11 protein-coding genes and 1 riboswitch are annotated in these 15,411 nt (G+C 57.6%); of the genes, 2 read left to right on the top strand and 9 right to left on the bottom strand.

Going from position 1 to position 15,411, the window contains the following annotated elements; genetic code table 11:
* Positions 1 to 55 precede the first annotated feature (55 nt).
* Positions 56 to 1,030, bottom strand: a complete 975-nt coding sequence (locus BMOU_RS02825) for an ABC transporter ATP-binding protein (RefSeq protein ID WP_235143673.1) — start codon at positions 1,028 to 1,030, stop codon at positions 56 to 58.
* Between the two features lie 142 nt (positions 1,031 to 1,172).
* Here BMOU_RS02825 and BMOU_RS02830 point away from each other — a divergent pair, with 142 nt between their 5' ends.
* Positions 1,173 to 2,663: a GntR family transcriptional regulator gene (locus BMOU_RS02830; RefSeq protein ID WP_034874690.1), complete on the top strand. Its 1,491-nt coding sequence runs from the start codon at positions 1,173 to 1,175 to the stop codon at positions 2,661 to 2,663.
* Positions 2,664 to 2,886: 223 nt separating this feature from the next.
* On the opposite strand, the gene BMOU_RS02835 is transcribed toward BMOU_RS02830, so the two are convergent.
* The 5 genes from BMOU_RS02835 to BMOU_RS02855 all read right to left on the bottom strand — a co-directional run bounded on the left by BMOU_RS02835 (position 2,887) and on the right by BMOU_RS02855 (position 8,984).
* Entirely contained in the window at positions 2,887 to 3,588 is a 702-nt protein-coding gene (locus BMOU_RS02835) for a TenA family protein (protein ID WP_034874691.1), read from the bottom strand.
* Between the two features lie 61 nt (positions 3,589 to 3,649).
* Positions 3,650 to 3,752: riboswitch (TPP riboswitch) on the bottom strand.
* A 217-nt stretch (positions 3,753 to 3,969) separates the two neighbouring features.
* On the bottom strand, positions 3,970 to 5,109 hold the full coding sequence (locus BMOU_RS02840) for a 4-hydroxybutyrate dehydrogenase (RefSeq protein WP_034874693.1): 1,140 nt from the start codon (positions 5,107 to 5,109) through the stop codon (positions 3,970 to 3,972).
* A gap of 119 nt (positions 5,110 to 5,228) precedes the next feature.
* A complete protein-coding gene (gabT, locus tag BMOU_RS02845; RefSeq protein WP_034874695.1) occupies positions 5,229 to 6,563 on the bottom strand; it encodes a 4-aminobutyrate--2-oxoglutarate transaminase in 1,335 nt (444 codons plus the stop codon).
* 69 nt (positions 6,564 to 6,632) lie between these two features.
* Positions 6,633 to 8,027, bottom strand: coding sequence for an APC family permease (locus tag BMOU_RS02850; RefSeq protein ID WP_200864817.1), 1,395 nt, complete (start codon positions 8,025 to 8,027; stop codon positions 6,633 to 6,635).
* A gap of 66 nt (positions 8,028 to 8,093) precedes the next feature.
* Positions 8,094 to 8,984 (bottom strand): carbon-nitrogen hydrolase family protein, encoded by an 891-nt coding sequence (locus BMOU_RS02855; RefSeq protein WP_034874697.1) that lies wholly within the window; start codon positions 8,982 to 8,984, stop codon positions 8,094 to 8,096.
* A 147-nt stretch (positions 8,985 to 9,131) separates the two neighbouring features.
* Between BMOU_RS02855 and BMOU_RS02860 the strand changes: the two genes are divergently transcribed.
* Positions 9,132 to 10,766, top strand: a complete 1,635-nt coding sequence (locus tag BMOU_RS02860; RefSeq protein ID WP_034874699.1) for a PucR family transcriptional regulator — start codon at positions 9,132 to 9,134, stop codon at positions 10,764 to 10,766.
* A 42-nt stretch (positions 10,767 to 10,808) separates the two neighbouring features.
* Here the strand turns inward: BMOU_RS02860 and BMOU_RS02865 are convergent, their stop codons facing one another.
* The 3 genes from BMOU_RS02865 to BMOU_RS02875 form a co-directional block, all read right to left on the bottom strand.
* On the bottom strand, positions 10,809 to 11,720 hold the full coding sequence (locus BMOU_RS02865) for an ROK family protein (RefSeq protein WP_034874701.1): 912 nt from the start codon (positions 11,718 to 11,720) through the stop codon (positions 10,809 to 10,811).
* A gap of 79 nt (positions 11,721 to 11,799) precedes the next feature.
* Positions 11,800 to 13,827 (bottom strand): beta-galactosidase, encoded by a 2,028-nt coding sequence (locus tag BMOU_RS02870; protein ID WP_034874703.1) that lies wholly within the window; start codon positions 13,825 to 13,827, stop codon positions 11,800 to 11,802.
* 56 nt (positions 13,828 to 13,883) lie between these two features.
* Entirely contained in the window at positions 13,884 to 15,395 is a 1,512-nt protein-coding gene (locus BMOU_RS02875; protein WP_034874705.1) for a glycoside hydrolase family 43 protein, read from the bottom strand.
* Between the last annotated feature and the right edge of the window lie 16 nt (positions 15,396 to 15,411).

Genomic DNA, 15,411 nt, shown 5'->3' on the forward strand with positions numbered 1-15,411 from the left:
CTTTCGCATCGATCCACTGCGGAATCAGTGCTCCTCCAGTAGAATCTGATCGTTCCTACGCCATGCGAGTCTGATGTTCTCCCCCCCTCTCCGGTACCGTCTCGCCTACAGGACGTACGACCGTGAATGTTTCACGAGTCGTGAGCTTGATAAGAATTCGATATTCCGTACCCAAGTAGATGCAATCAGTCACCTGTCCCTCGGCCGTGACCATATCGGGATTGTCGTCAGCATCGACGAAGACGATACGTTCCGGGCGTATGGTATAGCTGCCGGCAGGGAACCCGTTCGCCGTAACGATTGTTTCCGGAATGAAGTTCATTGTTCCCACAAAGCTCGCGACGAAACTGTTCGCCGGATGATTGTAGATCTCCGCTGGAGTGCCCATCTGCTGCACACGCCCCTTGTTGAAGACCGCGATTCGATCGCTCATCACCATGGCCTCCTGTTGATCATGGGTGACGAATACGAAGGTGATATGCAAGTCTCGTTGCAACTGCTTGAGCTCCACCTGCATCTGCTGGCGCAGTTTCATATCCAATGCCGACAGCGGCTCGTCAAGCAACAGCACCTTTGGCTCGAGCACCAACGCTCGGGCCAAGGCCACGCGCTGCTGCTGTCCTCCGGAAAGCTCCCTTGGCTTGTTATTGGCCTTGGAATCGAGCTGTACCAGATCGAGCATTTTGTGGGCACGGTCGTAACGTTCCGCATGATCGACCCCGTGTACCTTCAGACCGTATGCCACGTTGTCAACGACGCTCATATGCGGGAACAGTGCGTAATCCTGGAACACGGTATTCACGTCGCGCTCGAACGGAGCCTTGTCGGTCACATTCTCCCCTGCGAGTTCAATGGTTCCGCTGGTCGTCCTCTCGAATCCCGCGATGAGACGAAGCGTTGTGGTCTTTCCTGAACCGGAAGGGCCGAGCATGGAGAAAAACTCGCCTTCCCGAATGGACATATTAAGGTTGTCAATGGCAAGGAAAGAGCCGAATCTTTTGGTGACGTCAGTAATTGTAATCGCGTCCATTATAAACCTTCCTTTTTATCGTTTGAATCATATAGTTCTATATGTTTAAAAAAATGTGGCTCGCATATTACATGGAAGAAAACACCATAAACTTCCCGAAATCATTGCTACACTGCTAGATATGAATACACCCCTTGGCCGCATGAGCATCTTTCAACCGCTAGACGAGACCACCAAGGCGGAACTTATCACGGAACGCCTGACTCAGGCCATCGAATCGGGAATGCTGAAAAACGGGGAGAAACTCCCAGGGGAAAGCGAGATGGCCCACATGTTCGCAGTCTCCCCCATCACCACACGCGAAGCATTGGAGCAGCTACGTTCCGAGGATCTGGTGGAGACCAGAAGAGGGCGCGACGGCGGAAGTTTCATCACATCAAGTCCGTCACGTAACATCCAACGTCTGGAATCCAATCTGTTGACCATGCCTACCATGGAGATCAAGGATCATCGCGCACTGTATATCGCATTGGTGTCAAGCTCGGCACGTCTAGCTACCGAAGAAGCTTCCGCACGCGAAAGAAATGCCATTCTGGAAGCCATTCAATCCCTGGTTAATGATCTGGAAACCGCAGGAACGGAGAATGACGACTATCTCACGCATGGCCATCATGAAATGCAACTACACATCGAAATTGCAGTGGCGACCACGTCACCGCACTTGGTGAACTCCCTGATAGATCTGCAAGACAAACTCAAGCATCTGCTCTGGCTCCGTTTTGCGGACAAAGAGCAGATCGACTTTCTGGCAAAGCAATACAAGTACGCGGCACACCTGCTTTCCACCAATCAGGATCAGCTATTCGAACGGCGCATCACCGACATCATCAAGGTCGGTTTTTCATGGCTGGTCGAACGCAAGCTCGCCCTGCAGCAACAGCACGTCGAAAACACACTATCGCCGACCACTCCCATTGAGGTATCCCACCAGATTCATGACCTGTTCAACGTCTACGCAAAGATGCTGCATGATTGGGAGATGGAGATCACCAGGCAGACCGCACACTCCATTATCAACAAGCAAGAGTTCGATTCACTCTCCGAACGCCTCACGCATCCCGCCTTGGAACAGGATCGCAGAATCATCGGCGCGGGCCTGATTCCCTCCCCGGATTTCCTGCCAGACGCCCCATGGCACTCCTGTTGGTGGACCTCACGTTGGAATCAAACCAATCAGGCGACAATCCGTCCGCTGCGCATTTCCGACAATCCCCAGTCGGCATCGTTCTACAATTTCACCGTCCAGGATTGGTGGACCGGTCCGAAGAACACCGACGGACTGCACATCACCGGCCCATATATCGACTACATCTGCTCCAACGAATTCACTCTGACTCTCAGCCGCCCCTTCTATGTGGACCGTCACTTCGCAGGCGTGGCCGGTTTGGACCTCAGCGCCGCCACATTAGAACATGAAGTGTGCGAACAGCTGCTTCGACTCGACCGCCCCGCCGCGCTTATCAGCCATGAACAACGTGTACTAGCTTCCACCAACACATCATTGCTATGCGGTGATCTAGTAGCGGATCTCAACAACACACATGCCAAAGCCACCATCGATTGTGGCGCACTGGCTCCCTCAAACGCAACTACAAGCAAGAAGCAGGAATCCTTGATCATGCTCATGTTCTGAGTAATGTAGCGGAAGGCTAGTTCCATCGATACCACGAAGCTGGCCTTCCAGTTACTCATGAATCTCGCAGTAGCCCAAGAGAATCAGTGCATATGGTCGCTATGAGGCCATCGGCCCGATGGCCTCATAGCGTATCCGGACGGATGTCGCCCGCATATCAGGAAACCCACTGCATCTCGTATCCCCTGCCTGCTGAAGTTGATACGAGATGTCCTGCATGGAATCAGTCCTGCGGGTAGGAATCGTCGAAGAAGCGGCGTTCCAGGTGCACGATGGTGCGGAATACCTCGGCTTCCTGACCGTCGATGGAGCAGTATTCGTTGACCAGCGCGATGAGATAGCCGACCCATTTGCGGAAATGCGCGCCCTCGTGCAGGTCGACCCATCCCTTGTGCGCCGGGACCTGCTGTACGACTCCGGCGTCGACCGTGCGCTTGGCCCATGCGAGATACAGCCATTCCATGCAGCAGATCGCGGTGATCAGTTCCGGCCAGCTCCTGTCGGACAGCGTATCGAGGTACGCACCGTAATCCCTGTTCGCCTGGGTCTGTTCAGTGTCGTCATATTCCTGTTGGCTGACGTGGTAGGCCTCGAGGAAATGCTGGAAATACGTGGCCTCGTTGTCCGCGAACCATTGCGACTGGGCGGCGAGCATGTCCTTGGTTTCCTGACGCGGAGCCAACTTGATGAGACGGGCCATCATGCCGTTGTTGTAGAACTTGAAATCCTGAATCAGATATGATTTCAATATCTCTTCCGGCAGGGTGTCATCCAACAGCTCGTTGACGAAACGTGAGTTGATGGCTTCCCGCCAATCCTCGGTATTAAGCATGTACATCCGGTCGGCGACGGAGTCCGATTCCGCGCCCAACCAAGCGTAGTCGCCGCGTGCCGGTTCCGGCGCTTCGGGTACGTGAATGGTCATGATTTTCCTTTCCTTAGTGATGCCGCCGACGGATGCACCGCCTACGACATGCATAAAGGCACGGGAAATAAGAGAGACGTCCGTGCGCCGGCATTACCCGGTATACGTTCAAACGGTCGAAGCGGATGCTTCCTCTCAGCCTTGCGGCCCCCGTGTCTGCGCCTGATAATACACGGGCATATGTGCCCTCATGCCGGAATTTCACATACCGGCCATCAGGATCCATTGTGATCATGCGAACGGGGATGATCAGCCTTGCGTTGAAAACCGAAGTGGTGCCGTCCCCGGTACCCCCAGTAGGGGGGCGAGAAAACGGCACCACCTCGAAATCAATCCGCTTCCGCACACGCTACGGATGCATCGCGCCGCAACCCAAGAGAATCAGTACAGCTCCTTGAAGATCTTGAGCACGCGATCGTAATCGAGCGGCACGAAGCAGTTCTTCATGAGTCGCTCCTGCGTCTTGATGACGCGGTCGGCGAATTCCGGCAGATCCTGTTCGGTCACGCCGTACTCGTGCAGCGCCTTCTTCGGCAGCAGCTTGTTGATGAGCGTCTCCAGCTCGTCGTACACGTCGGCCACGTCGCAGCCGAGAATGTCGGCGATGAACTGGTTCATCTTGAGGATCTCGCCTTCCGGCTTGATCTCCATGTAGTTGCGCAGCACGCCGGTGAACATCGCATAGTTGGATTCGCCGTGCGGCACATGGTATTTGCCGCCCAGCTGGTAGCTCAGCGCATGCACGGCGGCGCACCCGCCGGTATCGAAGCTGATGCCCGCGTAATCGGAGGCGATCAGGAAGTCGCGCATCAGTTCGTTGCGCTTGGCGCGGCGCTCCGGCGAGCCGGCAGGGCCGGCTTCGGCGACGGCCTTGTAGCCGGAGATGATCATCTTCATAGCCTCATAGCCGAACATGCGCGTGTATGGCGTGGAGTTCGGCGAGAGCGTGGATTCCACGGAGTGCACGAGTGCATCGAGCGAGCTGGTGGCGAACACGTGGTCAGGCAGTCCGTAGAGCAGTTCAGGCACGAGCACGGCGTCGTCGGCGAACATCTCAGGGCTTGCGATTCCGGCCTTGCAACCCAGGCGCGTGCGATTGATGGCCGCGATTTCGGTGACTTCCGAGCCGGTGCCGCAGGTGGTCGGTACGAGCACGAGGCGTACGGCACGCTTGAAATCGGGCAGATGGTCGATCACGTCGTCGATGGAGGCGCCACCGGCCACCGCCACGACCTTCGACATGTCCATGACGGCGCCGCCGCCAACCGCCACGATGCGGTCATAGTCGAATTTGCCGGCATCCGCGATGAATTCGTCGATCATCACGTCGGTCGGCTCCTGCGCGCCGTACTTGTCGACAAGAATCACGTTCGCGCCGTTCGCGTACGGCTCCAGGAACTGCTTGTAGATCACCTCGATGCTGACCAGCAGGTCCTTCGGTCCGAGTTCGAACGATGCGAAGAACTCCTTGACCGTATCGTAGGTATAGATGTTGTCGGGTCCGACCGTCAACAGTTTCATGATGCGTCCTTTCAAAAGGTTGGCTGCAACCGCGCCTGTTCCGGCGATTGCAGCCAACTCTATGCCTGTTTGCTTGAGGATTCGTTACCAACGATTTCGCCGTCGGCAACAATGCTGCGCTACTTGGCGCTTTCCTCGACGATGATCTCCTTGAGCACCGCCAGTGCCTCGTTCAGCTCGTCATCGGTGATGACCAGCGGCGGCAGCAGACGGATCACGTTGCCGTTGATGCCGCAGGTCAGCATGATCAGGCCTTCCTGGATGGTGCGCTTGGTGATGCGACCGACCAGCTCCTTGTTCGGCTCCATGGTGCCCGGCTTGACGAATTCAACGCCGATCATGGCACCGCGGCCACGCACTTCGGCCACCGTCGGCACCTCGCCGACCAGCGGACCGAGTACGGATTCGACGACTTCACCGATATGTGCGGCCTTTGCCGGCAGATCCTGCTCTTCCATAATGCCGATTGCCGCAAGAGAAGCGGCGCAGGAAACCGGGTTACCGCCGTAGGTGCCGCCGATGCCGCCGGGCTGCACGGCGTCCATGATTTCGGCGCGACCGGTCACGGCTGCGAGCGGCATGCCGCCACCGAGAGCCTTGGCGGTGGTGATCAGGTCGGGAACGACGCCGTCGTACTCGCAGGCGAACCACTTGCCGGAGCGGCAGAAGCCGGCCTGAATTTCGTCGGAGATATACAGCACGTCATGCACGTGGGCCCATTCGGCCAGGCCGGACAGGAAGCCTTCGGCCGGCACGATGAAGCCGCCTTCGCCCTGAATCGGTTCGGCGATCACGGCGGCCACGTTGGCGGAGCCGACCAGCAGCTCGATCTTGGCGGCGGCGGCCTTCGCTGCGGCCGCACCGTCCGCACCGAAATCGTCGCGCAGCGGATAGGAGAACGGTACGCGGAAGACGTCCGGAGCGAATGCGCCGAAGCCCTGCTTGTACGGCATGGACTTGGTGGTCATGGCCATGGTCAGGTTGGTGCGGCCGTGGAACGCGTTCTCCATCACCACGATGGCGGAACGGCCGGTGTACTTGCGGGCGATCTTGATGGCGTTCTCAACGGCTTCGGCGCCGGAGTTGACCAGCACGCTCTTCTTGGCGAAGTCGCCCGGCGTATGTTCGGCAAGCTTCTTGCACACTTCGACGTAGTTGGCGTACGGAGTGGTGGCGAAGTTGGTGTGGGTGAGCTTGGCCACTTCCTCCTGCACGGCCGCGACGACTTCCGGCGCGCAGTTGCCGACGCCGGTCACGGCGATGCCGGAAGCGAGATCGATGAAACGGTTGCCGTCCACGTCGGTGATGGTGGAGCCGCTTGCGGTTTCGGCGAACACCGGCATGCCCTGGCCGACGCCGGCACTGACATAGCGGTGATGCTCCTCCTCCAACGCCTGCGACTTCGGGCCCGGAATGGCGGTGACGATGTTACGTGCGACCTGTGGGACTGACATGATCTTTTTCCTTTCCTTATGGATAAAGTTCTTTATGATTGTTTAACTATTGGTTGCCGCATCTCACTGTCAGGCATTGCCATATTCCGGAGGATTACGCCGAAAGCCCTTGGTCAGCACAGCAAGGATGATGATTCCGATGGTCAGCCAGGAAATTCCCAACACCACCGCGTGCATATCTAGATGGACCAACAGATAGATGCAGCATGCTGCACCGATCAGCGGAGCGACGATATTGAGCAGTGCACCGCCGCGGAACCGTTCGCGACGTTCGTCTTCACCGGCACGGACATATGAGCACACCACGCAGACGTTGACCATGGTGAATGCGATGAACGCGCCGAAATTCACGAAGGATGTGGATGTGGCCACATCAAGGAAGGTTGCGATCAAACCCACCACGGCTACAAGCAGAATGCTGAATACCGGAGTGTCGAAGCGCTTTCCGAGCTTGCCGAAGATACGCTTCGGAAGCACTCCGTCGCGACCCATCACATACAGCAGTCGCGATGCGGAAGCCTGGGTGGCGATGCCGGACGTGAACTGTCCAAAGCACAGGCCTGCAATGAACACCGCGGTGAAGAGGTTGCCGCCAACCTGTGCGGCGATCTCATACGCGGCGGAAGACTCATCGGCGAATACGAATCCAGGGTGGACCAACTGCGTGGTGTATGCGATTGCGATGAAGATAAGGCCTCCGATCAGGGCGACCAGCATGATTGCACGCGGAATCGTATGCTCCGGATCGCGGGTTTCCTCACTTAACGTCGTAACGGCATCGAAACCAAGGAACGAGTAAGCGGCAATGGCGGCACCGGCGACGACGGCCGACAGCGAGGAGCCCTCACCCACGAAAGGCGTGATCGAAAACAGCGTGCCTTCGCCAGTTCCGCCGAGAACGGAACGAATGGACAGCACCATGAACACAACGATGACCAAAGCCTGGAAGAACATCAACGCATAGTTGATTTTATCGGCGACATTCAAACCGATGATGTTGATGGCAGTGGTAAGAACGATGAACCCCAGAACCCACACCCAGATCGGCACTGCGGGGAACTGTGCGTTGAGGTACGAGGCCCCGATCAGCCACACCACCATGGGCAGGAACATGTAATCCAACAGCATGGCCCAACCCACAAGGAATCCGAGCTTACGGCTGATGGACTTGCCGACATATGTGTAGGCGCTGCCTGCCTGCGGATGAAGCACAGCCATACGACCATAGCTGCCAGCCGTGAACATCATGGCAATGGTGGCTACAAGATACGCCGTCGGCGCCGCACCATGCGAGGCAGCGGCAATGACGCCGAATGTTCCCAAGGCAATAATCGGGGTCATGTAGGCCAAACCGAAGAGCACCACGGAGCGCAAGCCCATGGTCCGTTTGAGTTCAGGTTCGGCAACGGTTTCCGACATCTGCGTCGGGCGGGTTGCGTTGCCTTCGAGTGTCTGTGCTGTCATATCTTTCCTTTCAAAGCGCTGCCTGCATTGGCGCCCATTCACTGCAATGCCTGTTCGGGATTGGGACTACCCCTGTATGTGCCATCGGTCTGAATCTATTGATCCCTGGTAAAGAGGCAGGGGAACCGGAGCATCGCCCGGACGGAATTGCTCCCACATTTTGTTGCTGCCAGCGGTTCCGTCGCCGCGCACCGCCGAGACTCTCTGCAAGTCGACTGTGACGACCATCACACGCTCTTCGGCGTTATCGGTCCGGGCGATGACCTCGCCCTCTGGATCCACCAACAGCGATTGCCCTGCACCTTGCGGCGCCGGAGCATTCAGGCTGGCCACGAAAATCTGATTGACGATTGCGTTGGCCTGTGCCAGCACCAGTTCCTGCTTTCTGTCAGGAGTGGTTGTGAAAACAGGATTGACGATGAGGTCCGCTCCGAGCCAGGAGATCTGACGACTGATCTCCGGGAACCAGGCGTCATAGCAAATCATGATGCCCACACGTCCTTTCCCGGGAATGTCGAAAACCGTAAAGGAATTGCCGGGGGTATACCGCTCGAATGGACGCCAGGGGCAGATCTTTCGGTATGAGGCAATCAATTCGCCTTCGGGAGAGAACACCGGAGCCGTGTTGAAGATGCCACCCTCGGCATTTCGTTCCGGAATGGTTCCGGGAATCAGCCAAATTCCAAGCTCCTTGGCGAGATGGCCGAAATTGTCCATGAGTTCGTCATGCATATCGCTGGCTGCGTCGCATTGGGCGAGGTAAGCATGTTCCTCGTCTAGATCCCCGGTGCCGAAAAGATGCATTTCAGGGAAAACGATCAACTCGGGTTTATTGTCGTTTTCATCGCGAAGGGAGGCGATATGACGAACATCGTCCGCGAAAACACTGAACGGCTCGCCGATGGCGAGCTGGCTCTTCTGTGCCATGGCGATGGTGAGCGCGCTTTGTCTGGTCATTCATGCTCCTTCCGTTTCGCTTGAGGTGTCGTTGACTATCAAGATAGAAATCCGGAAAAGCAAAAGTTATGGACGAGTTGTCGAAAATAATGTCGATATGTGGCCGATCTTTCTATAAACGCATGCGCAAACACCTACCATGTACGTATGGCAATCACAGTCAACATTTTGCTGGAGCAACGTTCCTTAAATCTTTCCCTGGCCGTGGAAGGGGACAAGGAGACACTGGATATGCCTATCTCGTGGGTCCATTTTTCGGAATCTCCAGACCCCACTCCATATCTCGAAGGCGGAGAGGTGCTTCTTACCACCGGTCTGGTAATGCCCAAAGACCAGCCAGACGAGATACACCGCTCATTCGCTTCACGACTCATCGATGCCGGGGTACGTGGCATCGGATTTGGCATTGGCGTGCAACACGATTCCATTCCCCAATGGTTGGTGTATCAATGCGAGGCGACCGGCCTGGCATTGTTCAGCGTTCCGCTCAAAACCCCGTTCATTGCCATTTCCAAGACAATTGCCCGCGGCATTTCCGACGACACCCACCAGAACTTCGCCCGTATGTACAGCAACCAGCAAAGGCTCATGCGCAGCGTCAAGTCACTTGATCCGGTCAGCACCATAGTTTCCCGGTTAGCCGAACTCATCGGCGGATGGGTCGCCCTGCTCAACCCGGTGGGAAGCATCATTTCATCCTCCCACCATGTTCTACCGGTCGAGGTAGGCGCTCTGGGAGATGCGCTGGCCTTCAGCGTGCTGGGCGAAGCGAAGTTCACCGTGGCAAAAGGGTACGATATCGCAATTTTCCATGTCGCCTCACCAACAAAACAAACACTCGGGTACCTCGTTGCCGGACGAAAGGGCGAAAAAGGCACAATAGACCACCCACTCGTCGCCGAAGCCGCGTCGCTGCTTTCCTTAGCCGTCAATGGCACCGCTGATTCCAACCGATCCCTCAATCATCTTCGTTCCACGATGACCCGGCTGTGTCTGGAAGGCGAATCGCAATCGGTGCGCCGTTTTGCGGATGACGTGTGGAGCGGACTGCCGGTGCAGCCGTTGGTCGCGCTGCGCATTATCGGCCAGCAGGACGCGCTGGAGGATGCCGGCCGACTGTTCGAACCGTTCCGACGTACGGTGGCGAAGAACGACAATCGTGTGGTGTTTGGCATTGTGGACGGCGATATGTGGGCGATCGTATCGCAATCGAATGCGGCGATGTGGACACAGCAGCTGACCCGTACGGGCAGGCTGACCGTGGGCCAATCCTCAGGTGTGACCTGGATCGATATGCCCCGTGCGCGGCATGAGGCATATCAGGCAGGTGCGGAGGCACTGACCAGCGGCAAGGCGCTGGTACAGTACGGCAGCGGTGAAGGCGGTGCGACATTGGAGGGCGTGGTGGAGCCGTCACTGATGCGCGCATTCGCGGATCTGAAGCTCGCGCCGATCGCAAATCTCATATTCGACCTGTCAACCGGACCGCATACCAAGGCGGGGAAACCAAGGCAGGCGGGAACCGCGAAAACATCGGAATCGCAGATCGCCAAAGTGGATTCCGGCACCCAGGTACGTGCCATCGACGTGCTGTGGGCATGGCTGCAAAGCCGTGGCAGAGCCGAGGAAGCCGCGCGGATGGCCGGCATGCACCGGCATACGCTGACCAAATATCTGGGTGTCATCGGCAAAGAGCTGGGCGTCGATCTGAACGATCCGGGCACCACCGCGGAACTGTGGTATGCATGCCGGTTCTCCCGATTCGGCAGCACACTGAAATAGCCGGGCAGTCGGTGGGTACCAGCAGTCAGCCAGCACCAACAGTCAGCGGATCGGCACTTCCTCCAGGCCGTCGACTTCAGTTTCGAAGGCGTAGTAGGCGCCGATCAGGCCGGCATTGTTGGTGTGGCGGCAACGCTTTACGGACGTGCGGAAGGAGTCCCATGCCGGAATCCTGTCGAGCGCCGCGTTGACCAGCGGCAAAAGCTGCTGCTCACGACAGATGCCGCCGCCGAGCAGCACACATTCGGGATCGGCGACCGCAGTAATGTTGAACACAGCGATGGCAAGATAGTCAACCCACTTATCCACGATTTTGCACACATGCGGGTCATCCAGCTTGTGGAACAACGTCGTCGGCACGATGGATCCAGAAGGCACATCCAATTCCTCCGCATAGTTTTCGGCCAGCACAATAGTCGACAGATAGTTCTGTAGGGTCTGAAATCCTCCGTTTTCGTAATTCGGAATCATCATGCCAAGTTCGCCGGCGCGCCAATCCTTGCCACGACGGATTTTGCCATCAAGGAACAAGGCACCACCGACGCCGGTATCAATGGTAATCAGCGCGAAATCATCCAGCTTGACGGCATTGCCATTGAGTTTCTCCGCCATCGCAGCACAATTCGCATCGTTCTCCATCCATGTCGGTACCGGATCATCCAGATACTTCTGCAGCTCTTTACCAATCTCGTGCTTGTACAGCATGCCAAGCGCACCAGCGGTGACGGCCAGCTGCCTGTCAATATCGATGAATCCGGGCACGCTCATGGCGATGCCGTCAAGCGGGAAGCGTTGGTTGTTGGCGATGTGCGCGAGCGCCTGATAGAAGGATTCCACACTGTCCACCGGCGTCGCGATGGTGCCGGGGATGCCCATTCGTCCGTCTTCGAAAACAACATATCGCGTGAAGAACGTGCCGATTTCGAATGCCAGGATACGCTTCTTCGCCGTCATATCGTCATCTAACCCGTCTTGATTCGCCCGATGATGCTTCTTCATTGTAGAACTATCCCCGACACTCGTGCACACCCATCTATAGTTTGATGACGTTGACGCCGTATGGCCCGAGCTCGATCAGATCGTCGATGCGGGCACCCGACAGCAGCTCCTCTCCGCCATTAAGCTCGCCGACGCACAGTCGCCTGTCGGCGTTGCCGTTGTTGATGAGGAACGCGTAACGCGTACCGTCATCGGCATAGCGCACCGACAGGCTCACGTCTTCCGGGGTATCGATCGGCCCCAGACCCAGCTCGCTCACAATCGGCGCCATGAAGGCGTTCATGCCGGTCTCGTCAAGCGGGGTGCCGACGAAATATGCCTTACCGGAACCGAAGTCGTTGACCGTAAGCGCGGAATGGCCCGCATAGAATTCGCTGCCGCCATAGGTCGCGAGACGCCTGGCACCCTCACGGTGGATGATGCTTGCCACGATCTCGCCTTTGGCGTCGACCATATCGCCATGCACCTCGATGGTCTCGCTGGGAGCAAGTGCGTCGATCTCCTCGATCCATACGCCCATGAGCTTGCGCAGCTTGCCCGGATAGCCTCCCGGCACCACCAGATCATGCTCGTCATGGATGCCAGCCATATAGCCGGTGACGAAGTTGCCGCCATCGGAGACATAGGCTTCCAACGTTTCGGCAACGCCCGGCAGCACGGTGATCAGCGCGGGGGCGATGACCAGATCGTACTTCTTGAGCTCATTGAGCGGCATGGTGCTTTCGATCATGTCGACCGGCACGTTGCGGCGCCACAGTGCGCGGTAGAAACGGTGCACTTCGTTCGGATATGAGAAACCGGTGGTCGGGCCGACGCAGCCTTCGAGCGACCAGTAGCTCTGCCAATCGAACATGATGGCGACTTTCGCGTGGATCTCGGAGCCCATGATGCGCTTGCCGATGCGGGCCAGCTCGTCGCCGAGTGCCGCGGTCTCCTTGAACACGCGGGAATCCTCGGTACCGTCATGCGCGATGACCGCGCCATGGAAACGTTCGCAACCGCCGATGGACTGCTTCATCTGGAAGAACTGCACGGTGTCGGCACCGTGGGCCACGGCCTGCCAGCTGAGCTTACGCACCTCGCCGGGGCGCTTGACCTTGCAGAACGGGAACCAGTTCTGCTGGTTCGGGGTCTGTTCCATCAGCATGAACGGCTTGTTGCCGCCGATGCCGCGCATCAGGTCATGACACATGGCGGTGAAGCTCGGCAGGGTGTCCATGCCCGGGTAGTTGTCCCAGCTGACCACGTCCATCTCCTTGGCCCACTCGAAGTAATCGAGGTCCTTGAACGTGCCCATGAGATTGGTGGTGATCGGCGTGGCCGCATCGTATTCACGAATCGCATCACGTTCGTTCACATAGCATGCGAGCTGCGCCTGGCTTTGGAAGCGGCGGTAGTCCATCTGCAGGCCGGAGACCACGCACTTAGCGTCGCTGATGCCGTCGCCGTAGTTGACCGGCGGCACCACGTCGGCCCAATCGGTGATGGTGTGGCTCCAGAAGTTCGCGCACCACGCCTGGTTGAGCGCTTCGACGGTACCGTACTTGGCCTTGAGCCATTCGCGGAAGGCGGCCGCACACTGATCGCAGTAGCACAGGCCGCCGCCTCCGCCGTATTCGTTGCACACATGCCAGTTCACGAGGCCCGGAGTGCCGGTGTAGCGTTCGGCCACATGTGCGGCGAGCGCGCGGGACACTTCGCGGAAGTACGGCGAGGTCGGGCAGAAGTTGTGCCGGCCTCCGAACACGTGGCGGGTGCCGCTCTGTTCGGTACGAATCACTTCAGGGTGCAGACGCACCATCCAGCCAGGCAAGGCCGCGGTGCCGGTGGCCATCACGATGTTGAAATCGTGCTTGACGAGCAGCGCGACGATGTTGTCGAGCATGGTGAAGTCGTAGCGATCCTCGGCCGGCTGCAGCAGCGCCCACGAGAACACGTTGATGGTGACTTCGTTGATATAGGCGTCTTCGAGCATTTCGATGTCATGCTCCCAGGTCTCCTCCGGCCACTGTTCCGGGTTCCAATCGCCGCCGAACAGGAAGTGGTCATAGATCGGTTTCATCAGGGTCTCCTTCTTCAGACTGAATCTCGTACGTTTTCACTTGGCAACAATTGCCGTTACTCATCGGCAACGCCGGTACCTGCCTGATAGTGCACTTCGGTGAAATCGACGACGCCGACACCGTGCGCATAGATACCAAGCAAGATTCCGGTGAATCCTCCAGCGTTGGTGAAGCTCAGTACTTTGCCGGGAGCCTTGCCGAGCGTAGTTTCGTCGGAAGAAGTACCGACGGCGAAGGCGTAGCCGTAATCGTCACCCCGAACGATAAGCCGTACCGGTCCGCCCGCTGGTACATGCACATCGCCGACCCGTGATATCAGACCAGCATTGTGCACGATCGCATCGATTGCGACGGTATCGGCTTCGACGGAATGCACTGAGATGGTCATATAGTGGTCGGCGTTCGCATAAATCGCGATGCCGGCAGTTCCGGAGACGAGTTGCGTCGGATCGGCGATGGTCGCCGTAAACGCACAACGGAAATCGGTCTGCCGAGTGCCGATCATCGGCGCTCCCGCCTTCAAACCGAAATCCTGTTGCGCGGCCGTGACGGTGATATGCGAGCCCGCATCATTCATCGTAAAGCGATGTGCCTTGTCGATGCTCGGTGTGATCCATGCGATCTCACGCTCCAAAGCCTCGCCACAACCGTTGAGAGGGCAATCGTAGGACTGGTCGGCAAGGTCGGGCCAACCATCCTTCCACGTGAACCACACCCCATACGGTTCACGGCCAAGCCAGCCTTGGGCAGGATACTCGTCGTTGTTGCGCGTGCCATGGAACACCATCAGGGTTCGCTCGGTGTCGAAATGGGCGCAATCGCAGTGTCCGATGGCCTGTAAGGTCAAATGTGTGCTGCGGTTGGTGATCAGTGGATTGCCCGGATACATCTCGTACGGCCCGGTCGGACTGGACGAGCGGGCGATGTTCTCCATGTGTCCGGATTCCGTACCACCTTCGGCCCACATGAGATAGTATGTGTCGCCTCGCTTGTACATGTGCGGGCCTTCCGGATTCGATCCGGTGATGCCTCCGCAGATACGCTGACGTTTGGTCAGCACGGTTCCTGTGGTGACATCGATGCGTGACAGGTAGATTCCCGCGGGTTCACATTCACCATTGTCGTCCGGCTCGGAACCTTCGTTGCCGCAGATGTAGACCGAACCGTCGTCATCAAAGAACAGGCTGGGGTCAATGCCCGGCCATCCCTCCACCCAGATCGGATCGGACCATCCGTTATGCGGATCGTCGGTGGTGAGGATCATGTTGCCTTTGTTGACGTTGGTGACAATCAGATAGTATCGGCCGCCATGGTAGCGCAACGTCGGTGCGTAGATGCCTTGGCTGTTACCCATGAATTCATAGGGGAACTGGGACTCCCTGTCCATTGCGTTGCCGATGTGCCGCCAATGCTCGCCGTCGGTGCTTTCGAACACAGGCAGGCCCGGAAAGAATTCGAAGGAGCTGTTGACCATGTAATACGTACCCTGAGGGGTTTCGCAGATAGTCGGATCCGGATGAAAGCCTGACGCGATACGCTTGGCTTCGATAACGTTGAAAAGGGTCATTGCAGGGAACTTTCTT

This window comes from Bifidobacterium moukalabense DSM 27321 (assembly GCF_000522505.1).
Taxonomy (GTDB): Bacteria; Actinomycetota; Actinomycetes; order Actinomycetales; family Bifidobacteriaceae; genus Bifidobacterium; species Bifidobacterium moukalabense.

Bases quoted from the DNA above. Each gene is read 5' to 3' on its own strand.
- BMOU_RS02835 (WP_034874691.1), bottom strand. From the start codon at position 3,588: ATGACCATTCACGTACCCGAAGCGCCGGAACCGGCACGCGGCGACTAC.
- BMOU_RS02865 (WP_034874701.1), bottom strand. From the start codon at position 11,720: ATGACGGCGAAGAAGCGTATCCTGGCATTCGAAATCGGCACGTTCTTC.
- BMOU_RS02875 (WP_034874705.1), bottom strand. From the start codon at position 15,395: ATGACCCTTTTCAACGTTATCGAAGCCAAGCGTATCGCGTCAGGCTTT.
- BMOU_RS02840 (WP_034874693.1), bottom strand. From the start codon at position 5,109: ATGAAACTGTTGACGGTCGGACCCGACAACATCTATACCTACGATACG.
- BMOU_RS02855 (WP_034874697.1), bottom strand. From the start codon at position 8,984: ATGACCAGACAAAGCGCGCTCACCATCGCCATGGCACAGAAGAGCCAG.
- BMOU_RS02850 (WP_200864817.1), bottom strand. From the start codon at position 8,027: ATGACAGCACAGACACTCGAAGGCAACGCAACCCGCCCGACGCAGATG.
- BMOU_RS02830 (WP_034874690.1), top strand. From the start codon at position 1,173: ATGAGCATCTTTCAACCGCTAGACGAGACCACCAAGGCGGAACTTATC.
- BMOU_RS02860 (WP_034874699.1), top strand. From the start codon at position 9,132: ATGGCAATCACAGTCAACATTTTGCTGGAGCAACGTTCCTTAAATCTT.
- BMOU_RS02870 (WP_034874703.1), bottom strand. From the start codon at position 13,827: ATGAAACCGATCTATGACCACTTCCTGTTCGGCGGCGATTGGAACCCG.
- BMOU_RS02825 (WP_235143673.1), bottom strand. From the start codon at position 1,030: ATGGACGCGATTACAATTACTGACGTCACCAAAAGATTCGGCTCTTTC.
- gabT (WP_034874695.1), bottom strand. From the start codon at position 6,563: ATGTCAGTCCCACAGGTCGCACGTAACATCGTCACCGCCATTCCGGGC.